The 16,464-nt window shown below is 65.6% G+C and carries 16 protein-coding genes and 1 tRNA gene; 8 read left to right on the top strand and 9 right to left on the bottom strand.

The features are described 5' to 3' along the window. Positions 1–37: 37 nt before the first annotated feature. Positions 38–910 carry a hypothetical protein gene (locus QW861_RS28830; RefSeq protein ID WP_316170021.1) on the top strand — a complete coding sequence of 291 codons (873 nt, stop codon included), beginning with the start codon at positions 38–40 and terminating at the stop codon, positions 908–910. Here QW861_RS28830 and ptsN read toward each other — a convergent pair. The 7 genes from ptsN to QW861_RS28795 all read right to left on the bottom strand — a co-directional run bounded on the left by ptsN (position 871) and on the right by QW861_RS28795 (position 7,725). After that, complete coding sequence (gene ptsN / locus QW861_RS28825; RefSeq protein ID WP_315716874.1) at positions 871–1,332, bottom strand: PTS IIA-like nitrogen regulatory protein PtsN; 462 nt, start codon at positions 1,330–1,332, stop codon at positions 871–873. The genes QW861_RS28830 and ptsN overlap by 40 nt on opposite strands. Before the next feature lie 327 nt (positions 1,333–1,659). Continuing rightward, positions 1,660–2,262, bottom strand: coding sequence for a ribosome hibernation-promoting factor, HPF/YfiA family (gene hpf / locus QW861_RS28820; RefSeq protein WP_315741249.1), 603 nt, complete (start codon positions 2,260–2,262; stop codon positions 1,660–1,662). A 72-nt stretch (positions 2,263–2,334) separates the two neighbouring features. Then, a complete protein-coding gene (rpoN, locus tag QW861_RS28815; protein ID WP_315750473.1) occupies positions 2,335–3,972 on the bottom strand; it encodes an RNA polymerase factor sigma-54 in 1,638 nt (545 codons plus the stop codon). Between the two features lie 212 nt (positions 3,973–4,184). After that, a complete protein-coding gene (gene lptB, locus QW861_RS28810; protein ID WP_315741251.1) occupies positions 4,185–5,198 on the bottom strand; it encodes an LPS export ABC transporter ATP-binding protein in 1,014 nt (337 codons plus the stop codon). A gap of 352 nt (positions 5,199–5,550) precedes the next feature. Next, positions 5,551–6,243 carry an LptA/OstA family protein gene (locus tag QW861_RS28805; RefSeq protein WP_315750474.1) on the bottom strand — a complete coding sequence of 231 codons (693 nt, stop codon included), beginning with the start codon at positions 6,241–6,243 and terminating at the stop codon, positions 5,551–5,553. A 4-nt stretch (positions 6,244–6,247) separates the two neighbouring features. Further along, positions 6,248–6,949 (bottom strand): LPS export ABC transporter periplasmic protein LptC, encoded by a 702-nt coding sequence (gene lptC / locus QW861_RS28800; protein WP_315716868.1) that lies wholly within the window; start codon positions 6,947–6,949, stop codon positions 6,248–6,250. Between the two features lie 161 nt (positions 6,950–7,110). Then, a complete protein-coding gene (locus QW861_RS28795) occupies positions 7,111–7,725 on the bottom strand; it encodes a ribonuclease D (RefSeq protein ID WP_315716867.1) in 615 nt (204 codons plus the stop codon). A gap of 479 nt (positions 7,726–8,204) precedes the next feature. Between QW861_RS28795 and QW861_RS28790 the strand changes: the two genes are divergently transcribed. From QW861_RS28790 to QW861_RS28765, 6 genes are all read left to right on the top strand, one after another. Beyond that, positions 8,205–9,176: a TRAP transporter substrate-binding protein gene (locus QW861_RS28790; RefSeq protein ID WP_315716866.1), complete on the top strand. Its 972-nt coding sequence runs from the start codon at positions 8,205–8,207 to the stop codon at positions 9,174–9,176. Between the two features lie 105 nt (positions 9,177–9,281). Continuing rightward, entirely contained in the window at positions 9,282–9,827 is a 546-nt protein-coding gene (locus QW861_RS28785) for a TRAP transporter small permease (protein ID WP_315750475.1), read from the top strand. After that, positions 9,818–11,110, top strand: coding sequence for a TRAP transporter large permease (locus tag QW861_RS28780; RefSeq protein WP_315716864.1), 1,293 nt, complete (start codon positions 9,818–9,820; stop codon positions 11,108–11,110). The genes QW861_RS28785 and QW861_RS28780 overlap by 10 nt, the downstream gene beginning before the upstream one ends. Before the next feature lie 127 nt (positions 11,111–11,237). Next, on the top strand, positions 11,238–11,666 hold the full coding sequence (locus tag QW861_RS28775) for a hypothetical protein (protein WP_315750476.1): 429 nt from the start codon (positions 11,238–11,240) through the stop codon (positions 11,664–11,666). Further along, positions 11,653–11,811, top strand: coding sequence for a hypothetical protein (locus QW861_RS28770; RefSeq protein ID WP_315750477.1), 159 nt, complete (start codon positions 11,653–11,655; stop codon positions 11,809–11,811). The genes QW861_RS28775 and QW861_RS28770 overlap by 14 nt, the downstream gene beginning before the upstream one ends. Positions 11,812–11,842: 31 nt before the next feature. Further along, entirely contained in the window at positions 11,843–12,727 is an 885-nt protein-coding gene (locus QW861_RS28765) for an NAD(P)-dependent oxidoreductase (RefSeq protein WP_315750478.1), read from the top strand. 1,333 nt (positions 12,728–14,060) lie between these two features. Here the strand turns inward: QW861_RS28765 and QW861_RS28760 are convergent. Further along, positions 14,061–14,147: transfer RNA gene (locus QW861_RS28760), tRNA-Leu, on the bottom strand. Positions 14,148–14,369: 222 nt separating this feature from the next. Between QW861_RS28760 and QW861_RS28755 the strand changes: the two genes are divergently transcribed. Further along, positions 14,370–15,338, top strand: coding sequence for a complex I NDUFA9 subunit family protein (locus QW861_RS28755; RefSeq protein ID WP_316173498.1), 969 nt, complete (start codon positions 14,370–14,372; stop codon positions 15,336–15,338). Between the two features lie 124 nt (positions 15,339–15,462). On the opposite strand, the gene QW861_RS28750 is transcribed toward QW861_RS28755, so the two are convergent. Further along, positions 15,463–16,269 carry an undecaprenyl-diphosphate phosphatase gene (locus QW861_RS28750; RefSeq protein ID WP_315716855.1) on the bottom strand — a complete coding sequence of 269 codons (807 nt, stop codon included), beginning with the start codon at positions 16,267–16,269 and terminating at the stop codon, positions 15,463–15,465. Positions 16,270–16,464 lie beyond the last annotated feature (195 nt).

Below are 16,464 nucleotides of genomic sequence, written 5' to 3'. Positions count from 1 at the left end.
GCCTGGGCCCAGCCCTTACTACGTCATCTGCAACAGCGTGCCGAAAGCGGGGACGTACCTGCTGGTCGAACTCGTCAGAGCGCTGGGCGGTCATGTCGATGTCGGCTATCACACCTACACGTCATCGATCAGCAAGCTGAATCCCGACGGTTCGCTCGACTACGGACGCGCGCTTCCGGCCCCGCTCTGGGCGTCGGCCCTGCGCTCCGGCTACTCCTGCGCCTCGCACACCGAGTATTGTCCGTATCTCGAGCAATACCTCCTGGGCAGACCGGAACACAAGATGCTGTTCATCGTCCGCGATCCCCGCGACATCGTCGTGAGCTGGGTCGACTTCGTCTACCACTCGGCGGCCTATCCGAAGATGCGGAAGTGGAACGCCTATCTGCGGTCGGCCGGATCGGCCGCTCACCCCGATGACGCCTCCCGAATCACATCGACCCTCCTCTCCTTGCCCCGATCGGGCATCAAGAAGTTCATGAGCTGGCTGGACTCGCCAGCCTGCCTGACCGTGAAGTTCGAAGAGCTCTATTCAGAGCTCGCGATCGACGATGTGGCGCGGTCGTCGTTTCCTGTCCTCAACCGCATCTGCGACTACCTGGGACTTCCGCGCAAGACGGCCGCGGAGCTCGATGTGCTCGGCCGCGGCCTGACGTCGTCGGGACGCGGCCGGAAGGTCGGCATCTACAGGGAGCGAATGACGCCGCATCATTTCGACCTGCTCCGCAGCGAGGCATTCCAGGAGCTCGTCGTCGAGTTCGGCTACGAGCCGACGCCGTTGCACACGCCCGCGCGGACGAACGGGTTCGGGGCCGCGCGGAGGCTCGCCAGCAGGCTTTGTCGGTCCTTGCGGGGCGGCGCGATACGACGTCAGGCGGCGGAAGCGGGCGGCAGCGCCAACACCGAATAGATCGCCTGGGCGTCGCGCGAGGCACGGAGCTTCTTGGCGACATCCTGGTCGCGGAGCAGCCGGGCGATCCGCGCCAGGGCCTTCAGATGGTCGGCGCCGGCGCCTTCCGGCGCCAGCAGCAGGAACACCAGATCGACCGGCTGGCCGTCCATGGCCTCAAAATCGATCGGCCGCTCCAGCCGGGCGAACAGGCCGAACAGCTTCTCCAGCTTCGGCAGCTTGCCGTGGGGAATCGCGACGCCATACCCGACGGCCGTGGTTCCGAGCTTCTCCCGCTGCAGCAGCACTTCGAACACGTTGCGCTCGTTCTGCCCGGTCAGCGCGGCCGCGCGCGCGGCGAGCTCCTGCAGCGCCTGCTTCTTACTGATGACCTTCAAAGCCGGCACGATCGCCTCGGGTGCGACCAGATCGGTAATCGGCATAGGGCGTTCCGAGGTGATTGAACCGTCAGGGTGCGAAATAGGTCGGGACAGACCGGCGTCAAGAAGCTGAGGCGGCAGGCGGGCTTAACCCGTGTCCGATGGGTGGGCTTCTACCCCAACGCAACGGCCGTGCCAACACCCGCAAGCGCGTTCCCGCAGCCTATCCTTAAAGATCGCCGGAGCGTGGCGGCCTGAAGGCGCCAGCGCCCCAACCGCTTGATCGCATCCCTTCATTGCCGTGGCGTGACGTCGCAACCGGTCCGCCAACCACCTGATCGGGAACCGGTTTTCACGCCGCCGGGAGATCCCTGGAAGGCGTCCGCGCGGCTACGGTTTCACCGCCGGCGGATCGACCCAGCCGATATTGCCGTCGGCGCGGCGGTAGATGATGTTCACCCGGCCGCTGGAACCGTGCTGAAACACCATGCAGGGCGCGCCCGAAAGATCGAGCTCCATCACGGCTTCGGACACCGACAGGCGCTTCAACGCCGTGGTGTTCTCGGCAATGATCACCGGGCTGTAGCCGGTGATCTCCTCGTCGCCCTCGGCCGGCGCCTCGATCACGTAGCTCGGCGCATCCAGTACCGCGCCGTCGAGATTGGCGAGCGCCGCATTGGCGGCATGGGATTTGCGCCCCGAGCGGTCCTTCAGCCGGCTCTTGTAGCGGCGCAGGCGCTTCTCGATCATCAGGAGCGCCTGGTCGGCGCTGGCATAGGCGTCCGGCGCGTTCGATTCGGCCTCGAGGGTGATGCCCGAATCGAGGTGCAGCGCGCAATCGGTCTTAAATCCGAAACCGTCCTTGGAGAGCGTGACATGGCCGGAATAGTTGCCGTCGAAGTATTTTCGCAAGACTTCGTCGGTGCGCTCGCTGACGCGCCCACGCAGCGCTTCGCTGACGCTGATGCTCTTTCCGGAAATCCGCAGGGTCATGTGTCGCCTCGATTCATGTGAACCAAGTATGACACTAAGCCTATTTGGTTAAGGCGCAATCTTGCGCAGCGGTCAAACTGACGCGGCATCCCGGGTGCGGTCGGCGCTGGCGGGAGCCGAGAGGGCATGCGCCAGCATGCTCTGCTTGTCGCGGCGGCGCTGCACCGAGGACGGGATCCGCATCGCCTCCCGGTATTTCGCGACCGTGCGGCGGGCGATGTCGATGCCGGCGGTCCGCAGCTTCTCGACGATGGTGTCGTCGGAGAGAATTGCGGAGGGATCTTCCGCATCGATCAATTGCTTGATGTGATGGCGCACGGCTTCCGCCGAGTGCGCCTCGCCGCCATCAGCCGATGCGATCGAGGCGGTGAAGAAATATTTCAGCTCGAACGTGCCGCGATTCGTCGCCATGTATTTGTTGGCGGTGACGCGCGACACGGTCGATTCATGCATCTGGATCGCATCCGCAACGGCCTTCAAGTTGAGCGGCCGCAGATGCGCGACACCGTGGGTGAAGAAGCCGTCCTGCTGGCGCACGATTTCGGTCGCCACCTTCAGGATCGTGCGGGCGCGCTGATCGAGCGCGCGCACCAGCCACGTCGCATTCTGCAGGCAGTCGGTGAAGTAGGACTTGTCGCCGTCCTTGCGGATCGTCTTCGACAGCTCGGAGTAATAGTGCTGGTTCACCAGGACGCGCGGCAGCGTGTCGCTGTTGAGCTCGACCAGCCAGCCGCCGTCGGGACCCGGGCGCACGTAGACGTCGGGCACCATGGTCTGTGTGCGCGTGGTGCCGAACTTCAGCCCCGGCTTCGGGTCGAGCCTGCGGATCTCGCCGATCATGTCGACGAGGTCCTCGTCGTCGACGCCGCACAGCTTGCGAAGAGCGACGAAGTCGCGCTTGGCCAGGAGATCGAGGTGCTCGACCAGCGCCTGCATCGCCGGATCGTAGCGGTCGAGCTCGCGCAGCTGGATCGCGAGACATTCGCTCAAATTGCGGGCGCAGATGCCGGGCGGATCGAAGGTCTGCAGCACGCCGAGCACCGCATCGACGTCGGCCTGCTCGGCGCCGAGGCGGTCGGCGGCCTGGCCAAGATCGGCGGGCAGATAGCCGGCCTCGTCGACGAGATCAATCAGGTACTGGCCGATCATGCGGTCGGCCGGCGCGGTGAAGGCCACCGCCGCCTGCTCGGCGAGATGATCCGACAGCGTGGTCTCGGCCGCGACAAAGGCTTCGAGATTGTAGTCCTCGTCGCCCGAGGCGCCACCGCCCCATTCGGTGTAAGTGGTCGGCGCGGCGTCCTGCGCATTGCGCGCCGCGGCCTCCGCCGGCTCCTCGGAGAACACGTTGTCGAGTCCGGTGTCGAGCGTCTGTTCGATCTCCGTACGGGTGCCGAGATCGCGGCTCATCCAGTCGTCCTGGGCGCCCTCGAAGCTGTCGCCGCCGCTGCCGCCGGCCTCGCCGAAATCGTCGCCGCCGGTCTCGCCACCTTCCGAGAACTCGGCGCGCTCGGACATCTGCTGCTCGCCCGCGACCGGCGCTTCCGGACCGTCGCTGGCCCGCTCCAGCAGCGGATTGCGCTCCAGCTCCTCTTCGACGAACGTGGAGAGGTCGAGATTGGACAGTTGCAGCAGCTTGATCGCCTGCATCAGCTGCGGCGTCATCACCAGCGACTGCGACTGGCGGAATTCTAATCTCTGCGTCAACGCCATGGGAGCAAGAACATTCCCTTACTGGTCCAATTCTTGCTTATCCTAATCCGCGTGCGATGTACACGGCTTGACGAATAAGAAAAACGGAGTATGGCGCGCGCGGAAGACGCAGTTACCGTCCCGCGAGGACTCGCTGGAAACAGCATTGATCGTAGTGGTTGCGTCGCTTGTCGCGGTCGCGACAAAAGCCTGCGAATACCGCGTCGGCAATCCTACAGCCGGAATTCCTCACCGAGATACAGCCGGCGCACGTCGGGATCGGCGACGATCTCCTCCGGGCTGCCTTCGGTGAGAATCTGCCCCGCGTACACAATGTAGGCGCGGTCGGTGAGGCCGAGCGTCTCGCGGACGTTGTGGTCGGTGATGAGCACGCCGATGCCGCGGTTGGTGAGATGGCGCACCAATTGCTGGATGTCGCCGACCGCGATCGGATCGATGCCGGCGAACGGCTCGTCGAGCAGCATGTAGTTCGGGCGCGTCGCCAGCGCGCGGGCGATCTCGACGCGGCGACGCTCGCCGCCGGACAGTGCGATCGACGGCGACTTGCGCAGCCGCGTGATGGTGAATTCTTCCAGCAGCGCGTCGAGCTCGCGCTCGCGCTTCTTGCGCGACGGCTCGACCACTTCGAGCACGGCGCGGATGTTCTGCTCGACGGTGAGGCCGCGGAAGATCGAGGCCTCCTGCGGCAGGTAGCCGATGCCGAGCCGCGCGCGCTGATACATCGGCAGCCGCGTGACGTCATGGCCATCGAGCTCGATGGCACCGCGATCGGCCTTGATCAGGCCGGTGATCATGTAGAACACGGTGGTCTTGCCGGCGCCGTTCGGCCCGAGCAGGCCGACGGCCTCGCCGCGGCGGACATAGATCGACACGCCCCGCACCACCTGGCGGCTGCCAAAGCTCTTCTCGATCGAATGCACGGCGAGGAAGCCCGGCCGGCGCAGCAGTTGCGGACCGCCCCCCGCGCCATTGTTGCGCGGCTTGGCTGGCATCGGCTGCGAGGCCGGCCGCTTGCGCTGGATCTGCTCGGTATTCTGCGGCGAGCGAGGATTGATGCGCGGCACCGTTTCATCGCGCACGGAGTCGGCGAGCGCGGCGAGCGGATCATCGCTGTAGGAATTGCCGAACGGATCGTCCATGGCCGTGATGTCGTCGCGCCGGCGCGAGGAGCCTCGCTGGCCGCGCTTGGCGGGACGCCCACGAAACATGCCGAGTAGATCCACCATCCCCGCTTCGCTTACGCCCTTCGAGGCTGCCCGTCATCGACCGCAGCGCTGGCTCGCCCGCTCACCGCGAGCGAACGCATCTCACCTCTCGCGGATCACAGGGAGCGCGAGGCCGGCCAAAGCGCGGCAGGCCGCGCTTCGGAGTTTGTCGTCTGACGGCGAAGTCGCGGTCGCCACGCAGGCGACCGATCGCAAGATCGCAATCGTGTCCGGCATCACTCTTTCGCAGCCACGCAACGGGTTCCACGGCCTCCCGTTGCATCGGTCCTGCGACAGAACCGCCCGCTCGCTAGATAGAGGCAGCAACGGCGCGGTTCAACTGGGCCGCCGGCGTTTTGCTAAATAATTGAAGTCACTTCGATTTGCCTGGACCGAGCTGCAGCGGCGCGGCGCTGCCCGGAGTCGAGGCCGTCGACGAACCGCAGCCGCCGCCGGCGCCCGCGCCCGCGCCCGCCTGCGGCAGCAGCACCTGGACGCCGCGCCCGCTGTCGGATTCGACGCGCGACACGCCGGTGGTCATGTCCACCGTCAGCCGGTCGCCGCGCATCACGTTCTTGCACTGGGTCAGCACCACGCCGCCCTGCATCGAGATCATGTTGGTCTTGGTGTCGTAGACCGCGGTCTCGCCGGTCACGACCTGGTCCTTCTGGGTCACCTTGACGTCGCCGCGCGCCTCGAGACGGCGGATCGCCGAGCTGCCGTCCGGCCCAGGCGTCGCCGCCGGCGTGGCCTTGGTCGCCTTGGCGCCGCCCGGCTGGGCGCCGCCGTCGTAGAACACCACCAGCGACTTCGAGGTCATGGTGGTGTCGCCCTGCACGACCTTGACGTTGCCGGTGAAGGTCGCCTCCTTCTTCTTGTCGCGCATCTCGAGCGCGGCGGCCTCGATCTGGATCGGCTGGTCGCGATTCTGCGAGAACCCCTGCAGCGCGTTGGGCACGCCGGTGGTCGCGCTCTGCGCCTGCGATGAGTCGGCAAGCGCGAGCAACGCCAGCGCGGCGAAGCCGGCGCCGCGAATCGCTACGGGAATGAAACGGCACGTGGTCATGAGGTCACTTCACGTTGCGGGCCGGACGGCCGGGATCGGCGCTCGCCGTCGTGGCCGGAGCGGCATTCATGTTGTCGAGGTTCATCATCACATTGCCCTCGAAGCGGATGACCTCGCCATTGTCGGTGATGCGCAGGCGGTCGGCGGAGAGCGTGCCGTTGGTGAGCTTGACGTCGACGCGCTCGTCCGAGCTCACGGTGCCCTTGGCCATGTCGACCGAGGCCCGGCTCAGCCGCGCCTCGTAGCCCGTCGACGTCGTCAGCAGGATATCCTTCGTCAGCTCGAGCTGCTGCTGCTTGGTGTCGAACACGCCGGTATTCGCCTTCAAGGTCACCGTCGACTGATCCTCCATCAGCACCTTGGCGCGGAGGATGTTGAGCTCGACGTGATCGGGATCGGTGAGGTCCTGCACCGCGCTCCGGGCGACGAGATCATACGGCCGCTGGTCCGGCGTGAAGCCGGTCAGATGCGGCGTCTCCATCGTGATCTTGCGGCCGGAGATGACGAGATTGCCGGTGAGATTCGGGGTGTTGATCTCCATGTGGAACGGATTGAACAGCGCGATGCCGATCACGACCGCCATCGCCAGTCCCACCGCCGCCGGCACCGCGACCCGCAGCACGCGCACGAAGCGGCTGTGGCGCGCCGCGACCGCGAAGCGCGCCTGCAGGGTGGGGTCATAGGCGGGGTTGTGGACCGAGTTCACCAGGGCTCCGACGGACACGGGGAGGCGCGCGAAACAGCGCCCATCCTACCATGGACGCCTTCACCATTGCAGCCTGGAACTGGCGCGAAATCGCGACGCGGGGCAACTTGCGATCATTACGAGACATTAATGATCGTGAACGCGCCCGCGATTCGCCGGCTTCAGGAATGCGCGAAGATGTCCTCGGCCTCGAATCCGCCCAGATCGAGCGTCGCGCGGTGGGGCAGGAACGCGAAACAGGCCTGCGCCAGCGCCAACCGCCCTTCGCGCGCCAGCATCCCGTCGAGCTTTTCGCGCAGCGCATGCAGATGCAGCACGTCGGAGGCGGCATACGCGAGCTGCGGCTCGCTGAGCTGCTCGGCGCCCCAGTCGCTCGACTGCTGCTGCTTGGAGAGATCGACGTTGAGCAGCTCGCGCACGAGATCCTTCAGGCCATGGCGGTCGGTATAGGTGCGCGCCAGCCGCGAGGCGATCTTGGTGCAATAGACCGGCTGCGGCATCACCCCGAACGCGTGAAACAGCGCCGCGACATCGAAGCGCGCGAAGTGGAAGATTTTGGTGATGTCCGGGTTGCCGAGCAGCGCCTTCAGGTTCGGCGCGTCGGTGTGCCCCTTGGGAATCTGCACCACGTCGGCCGAGCCGTCGCCGGGCGACAGCTGCACCACGCACAGCCGGTCGCGGTGCGGATTGAGCCCCATCGTCTCGGTGTCGATCGCGACCGACGAGGTATAGCGGGAAAGATCAGGCAGGTCGCCGCGGTGCAGGCGTACGGTCATGGCTCTCAAAACCTCGTCGAATCGAAATCGGACGCGACGGGCCGGAGCAACGCCGCGGGAAGCGCTCGGGAACCGGCTGTAGCCCGGCGCTGGTAACCAACCGGCAAACGCGCCGGGCCGGTCCGGAGATCAGCCGTGGGAATGCCAGCCCCGCCGCCCGGGCGCAAGGGCCGGACAGGGCCAAGTGATCGCATCTCAAGTGATCGCATCTGAGGTGGCGCCGGCAGTGTCTCCGCGGCCGTTCGAGGCGGCGCCGTCGTCATTGAGGGCGGTCGACCCGCTGGTTGCATCGCGCCAGATCGCACCCGATCGATCGATGCAACTCTTGCATTGATCGATGCCGCCTTTGGCTTGGACAGAAATAGCCACTGGCCCTACGCGTGATATTGTCGCAGGACTTCGCATCTGGAGCGCAGCGACCCAAGGCGGTCTGCAGCATCTGCCCAACAACGACATAATCAATTGAGGAGGAAGCCAAGATGAAGGCACTTACAGGTATCATTGCGGCCGCTGTGCTGGCGGTCTCGTCGCCGCTGGCGACCGCGCGCGATTTCCGCTCCGCCGACGTGCACCCCGCCGATTATCCGACCGTCGAAGCCGTCAAGTTCATGGGCAAGCAGCTCGCTGCCGCGAGCGGCGGCAAGCTCGGCGTCAAGGTGTTTCCGAACGGCGCCCTCGGCTCCGAGAAGGACACGATCGAGCAGCTCAAGATCGGCGCGCTCGACATGATGCGGATCAACTCCTCGCCGCTCAACAATTTCGTGCCGGAGACCGTCGCGCTGTGCCTGCCCTTCGTGTTCCGCGACACGCAGCACATGCGCAACGTCCTGGACGGGCCGATCGGCGACGAGATCCTGGCGGCCATGGAGCCCGCCGGCCTGGTCGGCCTGGCTTATTATGACAGCGGCGCGCGCTCGATCTACACGGTCAAGGCGCCGGTGAAGTCGCTCGCCGACCTCAAGGGCCTGAAGATCCGCGTCCAGCAGTCCGACCTCTGGGTCGGCATGATCCAGAGCCTCGGCGCCAACCCGACCCCGATGCCCTATGGCGAGGTCTACACCGCGCTCAAGACCGGCCTCGTCGACGCCGCCGAGAACAACTGGCCGTCCTATGAATCCTCGCGCCACTTCGAGGCCGCCAAGTTCTACAACGTCACCGAGCACTCGCTGGCGCCCGAAGTCCTCGTGATGTCCAAGAAGGTCTGGGACACGCTGAGCAAGGAGGATCAGGCGATGATCCGCAAGGCGGCAAAGGAATCCGTGCCGGTCATGCGCAAGCTCTGGGACGAGCGCGAGCAGACCTCCCGCAAGACCGTCGAGGCCGCTGGCGTCCAGGTCGTGACGATCGCCAACAAGCAGGAATTCGTCGACGCGATGAAGCCGGTATACCAGAAGTTCGCTGGCGACGAGAAGCTCTCGAGCCTCGTCAAGCGCATCCAGGACACGAAGTAGCGGACACGAAGTCACAGCCGCGAAGTAACAATCACCAAGCAAGAGTAGCCGGCCCCGGCGTCGCCACGCGGCGACGCCGGACGCAGGCAGGGGAGAGGGACGGGAATGACAGACCCACACGTCGCAGACCACGAGCAGCCGGAGGGGCACCCGTCGCGCGGCCCGCTGACGCGGATCAACGCCATCATCGCGCGCTTGGGCATGTATCTGTCCGTCGCCGGCCTGCTCGTCATCGTCACCATCGTGTTCTACCAGGTGTTCGGACGCTACGTTCTCAACTCCAGCCCGACCTGGACCGAGAACCTGGCGCTGGTCCTGATCCTCTATGTCACGCTGATCGGCGCCGCCGTCGGCGTTCGCGACGCCGGCCATATCGGCATGGACAGCCTCCTCGTGATGCTGCCGGATCATATGCGGGAAAAGATCGAGCTCGTCATCCACGTGCTGGTCGCGATGTTCGGCGTCGCGATGGCCTACAACGGCTGGATCCTCGGCGCCTCCGTGGGCACCGTGAAGATCGCCAATCTCGGCCTGCCCGAAGTCGTCCGCTACGTGCCGCTGATCGCTTCGGGAATCCTGATCGTCATGTTTTCCATCGAGCACATTATTGCTCTCTTGCGCGGCGAAGAGGTCGTCCCCTCATGGAACTGATTATTCTCGGCGTCACCTTCTTCGGCTTCCTGGTCCTCGGCGTTCCCGTTGCGTTTGCGATCGGCCTCTCGGCGATCTGCACCATCCTCTATGAAGGCCTGCCGGTTGCCGTCATCTTCCAGCAGATGATGTCGGGGATGAACATCTTCTCGTTCCTCGCCATCCCGTTCTTCGTCTTCAGCGGCGAGCTGATGCTGCATGGCGGCGTCGCCGACAAGATCGTGCAGCTCGCCAAGAATCTCGTCGGTCACATTCGCGGCGGGCTCGGCATGTCGAACGTCGTCGCCTGCACGCTGTTCGGCGGCGTCTCCGGCTCTCCCGTGGCCGACGTGTCGGCGATGGGCGCGGTGATGATCCCGATGATGAAGAAGGAAGGGTTCGACACCGACTACGCCGTCAACGTCACCACCCACGCCTCGCTGGTCGGCGCTCTGATGCCGACCAGCCACAACATGATCATCTATGCGCTCGCCGCCGGCGGCAAGGTGTCGATCGGCGCGCTGATCGCCGCCGGTCTTCTGCCGGCGCTCGTGCTGATGGTCTGCATGCTGGTCGCGGCCTACGCGGTCGCCGTGAAGCGCGGCTATCCCGCCGGCAAGTTTCCGGGCTGGGCGGAAGTGTTCCGCTCGTTCGCGGCGGCGCTGCCCGGCCTCTTGATCGTCGGCATCATCCTGGCGGGCATCCTGTCCGGCGTGTTCACGGCCACCGAGTCCGCGGCCGTCGCCGTCACCTACACGATCCTGCTGACGTTCTTCATCTACCGCACGATGACCTTGCAGAACTTCCTGCGGGCCGCCGCCAAGGCGGTCAAGACGACCGGCGTGGTGCTGCTCTTGATCGGCGTCTCCACCATGTTCCAGTACCTGATGGGATTGTACGAGGTCGCCGATTTCGCCGGCGACCTGATGAGCAAGGTGTCGACGCAGCCCTGGATGATCTTCCTGCTGATCAACGTCATCCTGTTCCTGCTCGGCACGTTCATGGACATGGCGGCGACCATCCTGATCTGCACCCCGATCTTCCTGCCGATCGCGATGAAGGCGGGCATGGATCCGGTGCAGTTCGGCATGCTGATGCTGATCAACTGCGCGCTGGGCCTCAACACCCCGCCGGTCGGCACCACGCAGTTCGTCGGCTGCGCCATCGGCGGCATCTCGGTCGGCGCCGTCATGCGCACCATCCTGCCGTTCTACGCCGCCCTGATCGCAGCCCTGATGTTCGTGACCTACGTGCCGGCGTTCTCGCTGTGGCTGCCGCGGCTGCTGATGGGGTATAAGGGATAGCGGTCTGAAGGTTCGCCGGCTTCGGCCGGCGAACCTTGGCCGCATCCCGATGCGTTCGGTCCCGACTTGCCGCTAGCGCTCGCGGAGCTTCGACACCCGTCGTCCGCAGCAACCCGCGCGAGCGAGCATGGCCGCACTCTCGCATTTCCTGAATCTCGATCTCGTCCTGAAGTCGAAGTCCGACTTCTCGCCGCTGATCGCGCATCTGCATCAGAACGCGCATGTCCTGCATCATGAGGAGCATGAGCAGGAGTTTCTGCTGGTGCTGGAGATCAACGATACAGGATCCCCGCATCCGACCACATCCACCGAGCAATTCCTTACGCTGATCGAATCGCTGCCCCAGACCCCGAGGGAGCTGTGGGACAGCTGCACGTCGCGCACGTTCTCCTATGGCTTCGAAGGCGGCCGCGACTTCCCCGCGCTCGACACCACCATCCCCGCCGACCTGCTGCTGCGGATCGCAACGCTCGGCGCGGCTATCGGCATCACCGTGTATCCTTTTCGCAACCCACCCGGTCCCGAGCGCAAGGACGAACCAGATGCGCTCCCCTGACGGTCAGATCGCCAGGCTCGGCGACGAGATCCGTGTCACCGGCATGAGCGGTAGGATCGTCTGCTCGATCGACACCTGCGACTATTCAGACGACTATCCGGAACGGGACTGGGCCAACCTGCAGCGCGGCGCCATGGTCGATTGAACAGGCAGGTCCGAATGAAGAGGAACTTGCAATGGGGGCGATCGGATTTATCGGGTTAGGCGTCATGGGCGAGCCGATGTGCCGCAACCTAGCCCTCAAGTCAGGCGTCCCGGTGCTCGGCTTCGATCGTGCGGACGCGCCGCTGCAGCGCCTCGCCGCCGTCGGCGTCAAGCGTGCCGTGTCGCTCGCGGAGCTGGCGCGCCAGACCGACGTGATCTTCATGGCGTTGCCGAGCGGCAAGCATGTCCAAGCCGTATGCGACGGCGACGACGGCTTGCTCCGCCACGTCGAGGCGCGTCACACCATCGTGGACCTCGGCACCTCGCCGGTGCAGGCCAGCCGGGAGCTCGCCGAGCGTTTCGCGGCCGAGGGGGCCGCCTACGCGGATGCGCCGATCGCCCGCACCCGGCAGGCGGCCGAGGACGGCACGCTGAGCGTGATGGTGGGGGCCGACGCGGCAACGTTCGAAAAGCTGCGGCCGCTGATTGCGATGTTTGCGACTGACATCACCCATTGCGGCGGCGTGGGCGCCGGCCAGGTCGTGAAGATCCTCAACAACATGGTGCTGATGCAGACCGTGGTGGCGCTCGGGGAAGCGCTGGAGACTGCCAAGCGCGCTGGCCTTGATGCCACGCTGCTGTTCGAGACCCTGGCCAAAGGCTCGGCCGACAGCTTCGCGCTGCGCAACCACGGCATGAAGGCGATGCTGCCCGACACATATCCGGAGCGCGCGTTCTCGACCGAATATGCGCGCAAGGACATCGGCTATGCTCTCGATCTCGCCAGGTCCGTGCAGATCGACCTGCCGGGCGCGGAGCTTGCCGACAGGCGACTCGGAGAGGCGATCGAGGCGGGCTATGGCGATCTGTATTGGCCAGTGCTGGCGCGCGTGATCGCGGCATCACGCACGGCATGACCCGCCCATCGGGCTTTGTCGGCCTCCCCTGGACGGGCGAACTGCGCCTGTGACGGCCAGCTGACAACGGCATCCTCTGTCGTCGCCGATAAGCTCGCCGACGCAACGCGTCGGCGGGCGCCGATCCGAGACACATGGTCACCGGCTGCGACGAGTCGCGCGGAACGTACCGCCTGCGCGGTATGGGTCCCCGCGTTCGTGGGGACGACACCGGCGGTGAAGCGAAAGCTCTGCGCCGAACTCACGTGCTAATCCTGTGCGCCAATGCAAGTTGATTGGTGAGGTTGCTCCTAAGCCAGCTCGGGGCGTAGTGCTCACCACCATCATTGTGAGGAGCGAAGCGACGAAGCGATCCCGGGCGACACCCGTGGCTCTGGATTGCTTCGTTCGCAATCACGGTGGAGATGGCATGCCTGTCATGCGCAAATCGCCCGTCGTGCCAGTCTGTCGCAACATTCTCCCTTGCGCCGTCGGGCAAATCACCTGCACATTTCCGCGCGTCCCTGCTGCCGCATGAGGGGCGTGTCGCGACCGTCACGAGACGTTGGCAGTGGGATGCGATGGGCGTGTGTCGTTGCAGCGTGATCAGTTCGCGCGGACGAACAAGGATGCACGCACGGTCAAGTCGCGCGGTCCTGATATCCCGACGCTGATATCAACTCATGACGAAGCTTTCGCTTCGCGTGGGGATGGTGGCCACCAAGCCCGGCGCACCAGGGAGAACGCGAAGCAGCCGTTAAAACCAATCGCGCAGGGAGGGCCGGATGATCCGGCGCGTACCTGTGGTTCCTGCCGCCAGCATTTTCCTTCGCTGGCGGGCCATGGGTGCGGTCGGCACCCGGCTCTCCCTGCGCCCTCATGATTTCGAGGGCGAGACGATCGGCATGGCTCGGGCGCAAAGCGCGCCGCGAGGCTGATAGGTCTTGCCCTAAACGAGAAAGACCACGGCGGTCATGGTGATCACTCAACACGAAGGCGGTGCCCACCCTCCCCTGGAGGGGGAGGGTCGCCTCACGGAGAGCGAAGCGAAACGTGAGGCGGGGTGGGGTGATCTCTCCTCTGGCGCTGGCGTGCGTGGAGAGATCGCCCCACCCCGCTCGCCCGCTTCGCGTGCGATCGACCCTCCCCCTCCAGGGGAGGGTGGAGGCTCGCAGCCGGCAGCAGCGGCTACATCACGGGCGTTGAAAGGAGGATTATCGGCTGGCTCGGGGACGAGCGTGTCGCTGATGTCGCGAAGACATCAGCTAAATCGATGCCACCCAATCAGATCGCGAGGCGCATCAGCGCCGTCGTCTGTCACAGAGTTCTGTGCGGGGGAGGTCACCACCAAAAATGGTGCCCAGGAAAGGACTCGAACCTTCACGGCCGTTAAGCCACTGGCACCTGAAGCCAGCGCGTCTACCAATTCCGCCACCTGGGCATGGGGGCGCTGTGTACGGATCGAACGGGCGCTTGTCAAACCGCTGAACGCCCAAGATGACAATTTTTCTGAAGCCATGCGCAAAAACACGGCTCCCTTTTCCGCGGTGCGGGCGATGGGCTATACAGCGGCCCAGGATGGCGGGCCGCGGGGTGCGAATCGCCGCTGACAGCTATCTCGTCCGGGGCGGACCGACCGCCCGGCAATCCCAGGACTCATTCCATGGCATCGAATCTGGACACATTGGTTACCGTCTTCGGCGGCTCCGGCTTCGTCGGGCGCAACGTGGTCCGGGCGTTGGCCAAGCGCGACTATCGCATCCGCGTCGCGGTGCGCCGGCCGGAGCTCGCCGGCCACCTGCAGCCGCTCGGCCGGGTCGGCCAGATCCACGCCGTACAGGCCAATCTGCGCTATCCCGACTCGGTCGCATCGGCGCTGCGTGACAGCCATGTCGCGATCAACCTCGTCGGCGTCCTGACCGAGAGCGGCGCGCAGACCTTCGAGGCCGTGCAGGCCGAGGGCGCCGCCACCGTCGCCAAGGCGGCGGCCGCCGCTGGCGCCCGCATGGTACACGTCTCGGCGATCGGCGCCGACGCAGAGTCGGCGTCGAGCTATGCCCGCGCCAAGGCGGCCGGCGAGGCCGCCGTGCTGGCCGCGGTGCCCGAGGCCGTGATCATGCGCCCCTCGGTCGTGTTCGGCCCCGAGGACCAGTTCACCAACCGCTTTGCGGGGCTCGCCCGGATCTCGCCGTTCCTGCCGCTGATCGGCGGCGGCGAGACGAAGATGCAGCCGGTCTATGTCGGCGACGTCGCCACCGCGGTGGCCGATGCGGTCGACGGCAAGGCGCAGCCGGGCGCGACCTACGAGCTCGGCGGGCCCGAGGTGCTGAGCTTCCGGGAAATCCTGAAAATCATCCTCGACATCACCGACCGCGACCGCGCGCTGCTGCCGCTGCCGTTCGGGCTCGCCAAACTGCAGGCCGCAATCCTGCAGTTCGCGCCGGGGCCGCTGAAGCTGACGCCGGACCAGGTCGAGCTCTTGCGCCACGACAACGTGGTGTCGGAGGCGGCAAAGGCGGCCGGGCTGACCTTGCAGGGCCTCGGCATCACGCCTGACTCGCTCGAGGCGATCGCCCCGCAATATCTCTGGCGCTTCCGTCCGTCCGGGCAGTTCCAGCGCAAGAACGCGTGAGGGGCCACCGGCCTCTCCACGTCATTGCGAGGAGCGAAGCGACGAAGCAATCCAGAGTCCCGGACACCACACTGGATTGCTTCGCTTACGCTCGCAATGACGGTGGATGGAGCTGGGGCTCAGCTCACTTCCCCAGCGCCAGCGCGATCAGGCCGAGGGTGCCGACGATGACGCGCCACCAGGCGAACAGCACGAAGCCGTGGCGGGTGACGTAGCCGAGGAAAGCCTTCACCACGATCATCGCGGTGATGAAGGAGACGACGAAGCCGATCGCGATCAAACCGAGATGGTCCGCCGTCATCTCGGCGCGGCTCTTGTAGAAGTCGTAGACGAAGGCGCCGACCATGGTCGGGATCGCCAGGAAGAAGGAGAACTCCGCGGCCGAGCGCTTGTCGCCGCCGAGCAGCATCGCCGCCACGATGGTGGCGCCGGAGCGCGACACGCCGGGGATCATCGCGACGCACTGCGCGACGCCGATCCACAGATACATCATCAGCGGATAGCGCGTGGCGTCGTGCTCCCGCGGCTTGAGATCGATCTGATCGACCCACAGCAGGATGGCGCCGCCGACGATCAGCGAGAAGCACACGACCCAGGGATCGAACAGGAGCGCCTTGATGTACTTGCCGGCGATGAGGCCGATGATGACCGCGGGCAGGAAGGCGATCAGCACGCCGATGATGAAGCGGCGGTCGTCAGGGTTCGTCAGCGCGCCGATCGCGACGCGGTACAGCTTGAAGAAGTACAGCGCGACGATGGCGAGGATGGCGCCGAGCTGGATCAGGATCGCAAAGCTCTTCCAGAACCCCTCGTCGCCGAGCCCGAAAAAGCGCTCGGCGAGCAGCAGATGGCCCGTCGAGGATACGGGAAGAAACTCGGTGACGCCCTCGACGATGCCGAGAAGCACCGCCCGCAGCGTATCTGACATCATTGATCGGATCCTGGATGGCCGGCAAAACGCCGCCCTTCTCGCCTATTCGGCCCGCGCCCGCAATTGCAAAAAGCGCTCGAACCGGCCACATCCGATGAATGAACCGGCGTGTGATCGGCCATGCGAATCAGAACGGGGCAATGCCGGACGGCGGATCGGGCGCGCTGATCGCTGTTCCCGAAAGCGTCGTTTCCC

Source organism: Bradyrhizobium sp. SZCCHNRI1029 (assembly GCF_032487555.1).
Taxonomy (GTDB): Bacteria; Pseudomonadota; Alphaproteobacteria; order Rhizobiales; family Xanthobacteraceae; genus Bradyrhizobium.
Note: the sequence above shows the minus strand (reverse complement) of the source record. Positions and strands in the feature narration are given on the sequence as shown.

Coding starts and splice junctions, on each gene's coding strand:
- ptsN (WP_315716874.1), bottom strand. CDS start 1,332: ATGCCGATTACCGATCTGGTCGCACCCGAGGCGATCGTGCCGGCTTTG.
- hpf (WP_315741249.1), bottom strand. CDS start 2,262: ATGACCCTGCGGATTTCCGGAAAGAGCATCAGCGTCAGCGAAGCGCTG.
- rpoN (WP_315750473.1), bottom strand. CDS start 3,972: ATGGCGTTGACGCAGAGATTAGAATTCCGCCAGTCGCAGTCGCTGGTG.
- lptB (WP_315741251.1), bottom strand. CDS start 5,198: ATGGTGGATCTACTCGGCATGTTTCGTGGGCGTCCCGCCAAGCGCGGC.
- QW861_RS28805 (WP_315750474.1), bottom strand. CDS start 6,243: ATGACCACGTGCCGTTTCATTCCCGTAGCGATTCGCGGCGCCGGCTTC.
- QW861_RS28795 (WP_315716867.1), bottom strand. CDS start 7,725: ATGACCGTACGCCTGCACCGCGGCGACCTGCCTGATCTTTCCCGCTAT.
- QW861_RS28790 (WP_315716866.1), top strand. CDS start 8,205: ATGAAGGCACTTACAGGTATCATTGCGGCCGCTGTGCTGGCGGTCTCG.
- QW861_RS28785 (WP_315750475.1), top strand. CDS start 9,282: ATGACAGACCCACACGTCGCAGACCACGAGCAGCCGGAGGGGCACCCG.
- QW861_RS28780 (WP_315716864.1), top strand. CDS start 9,818: ATGGAACTGATTATTCTCGGCGTCACCTTCTTCGGCTTCCTGGTCCTC.
- QW861_RS28775 (WP_315750476.1), top strand. CDS start 11,238: ATGGCCGCACTCTCGCATTTCCTGAATCTCGATCTCGTCCTGAAGTCG.
- QW861_RS28770 (WP_315750477.1), top strand. CDS start 11,653: ATGCGCTCCCCTGACGGTCAGATCGCCAGGCTCGGCGACGAGATCCGT.
- QW861_RS28765 (WP_315750478.1), top strand. CDS start 11,843: ATGGGGGCGATCGGATTTATCGGGTTAGGCGTCATGGGCGAGCCGATG.
- QW861_RS28755 (WP_316173498.1), top strand. CDS start 14,370: ATGGCATCGAATCTGGACACATTGGTTACCGTCTTCGGCGGCTCCGGC.
- QW861_RS28750 (WP_315716855.1), bottom strand. CDS start 16,269: ATGATGTCAGATACGCTGCGGGCGGTGCTTCTCGGCATCGTCGAGGGC.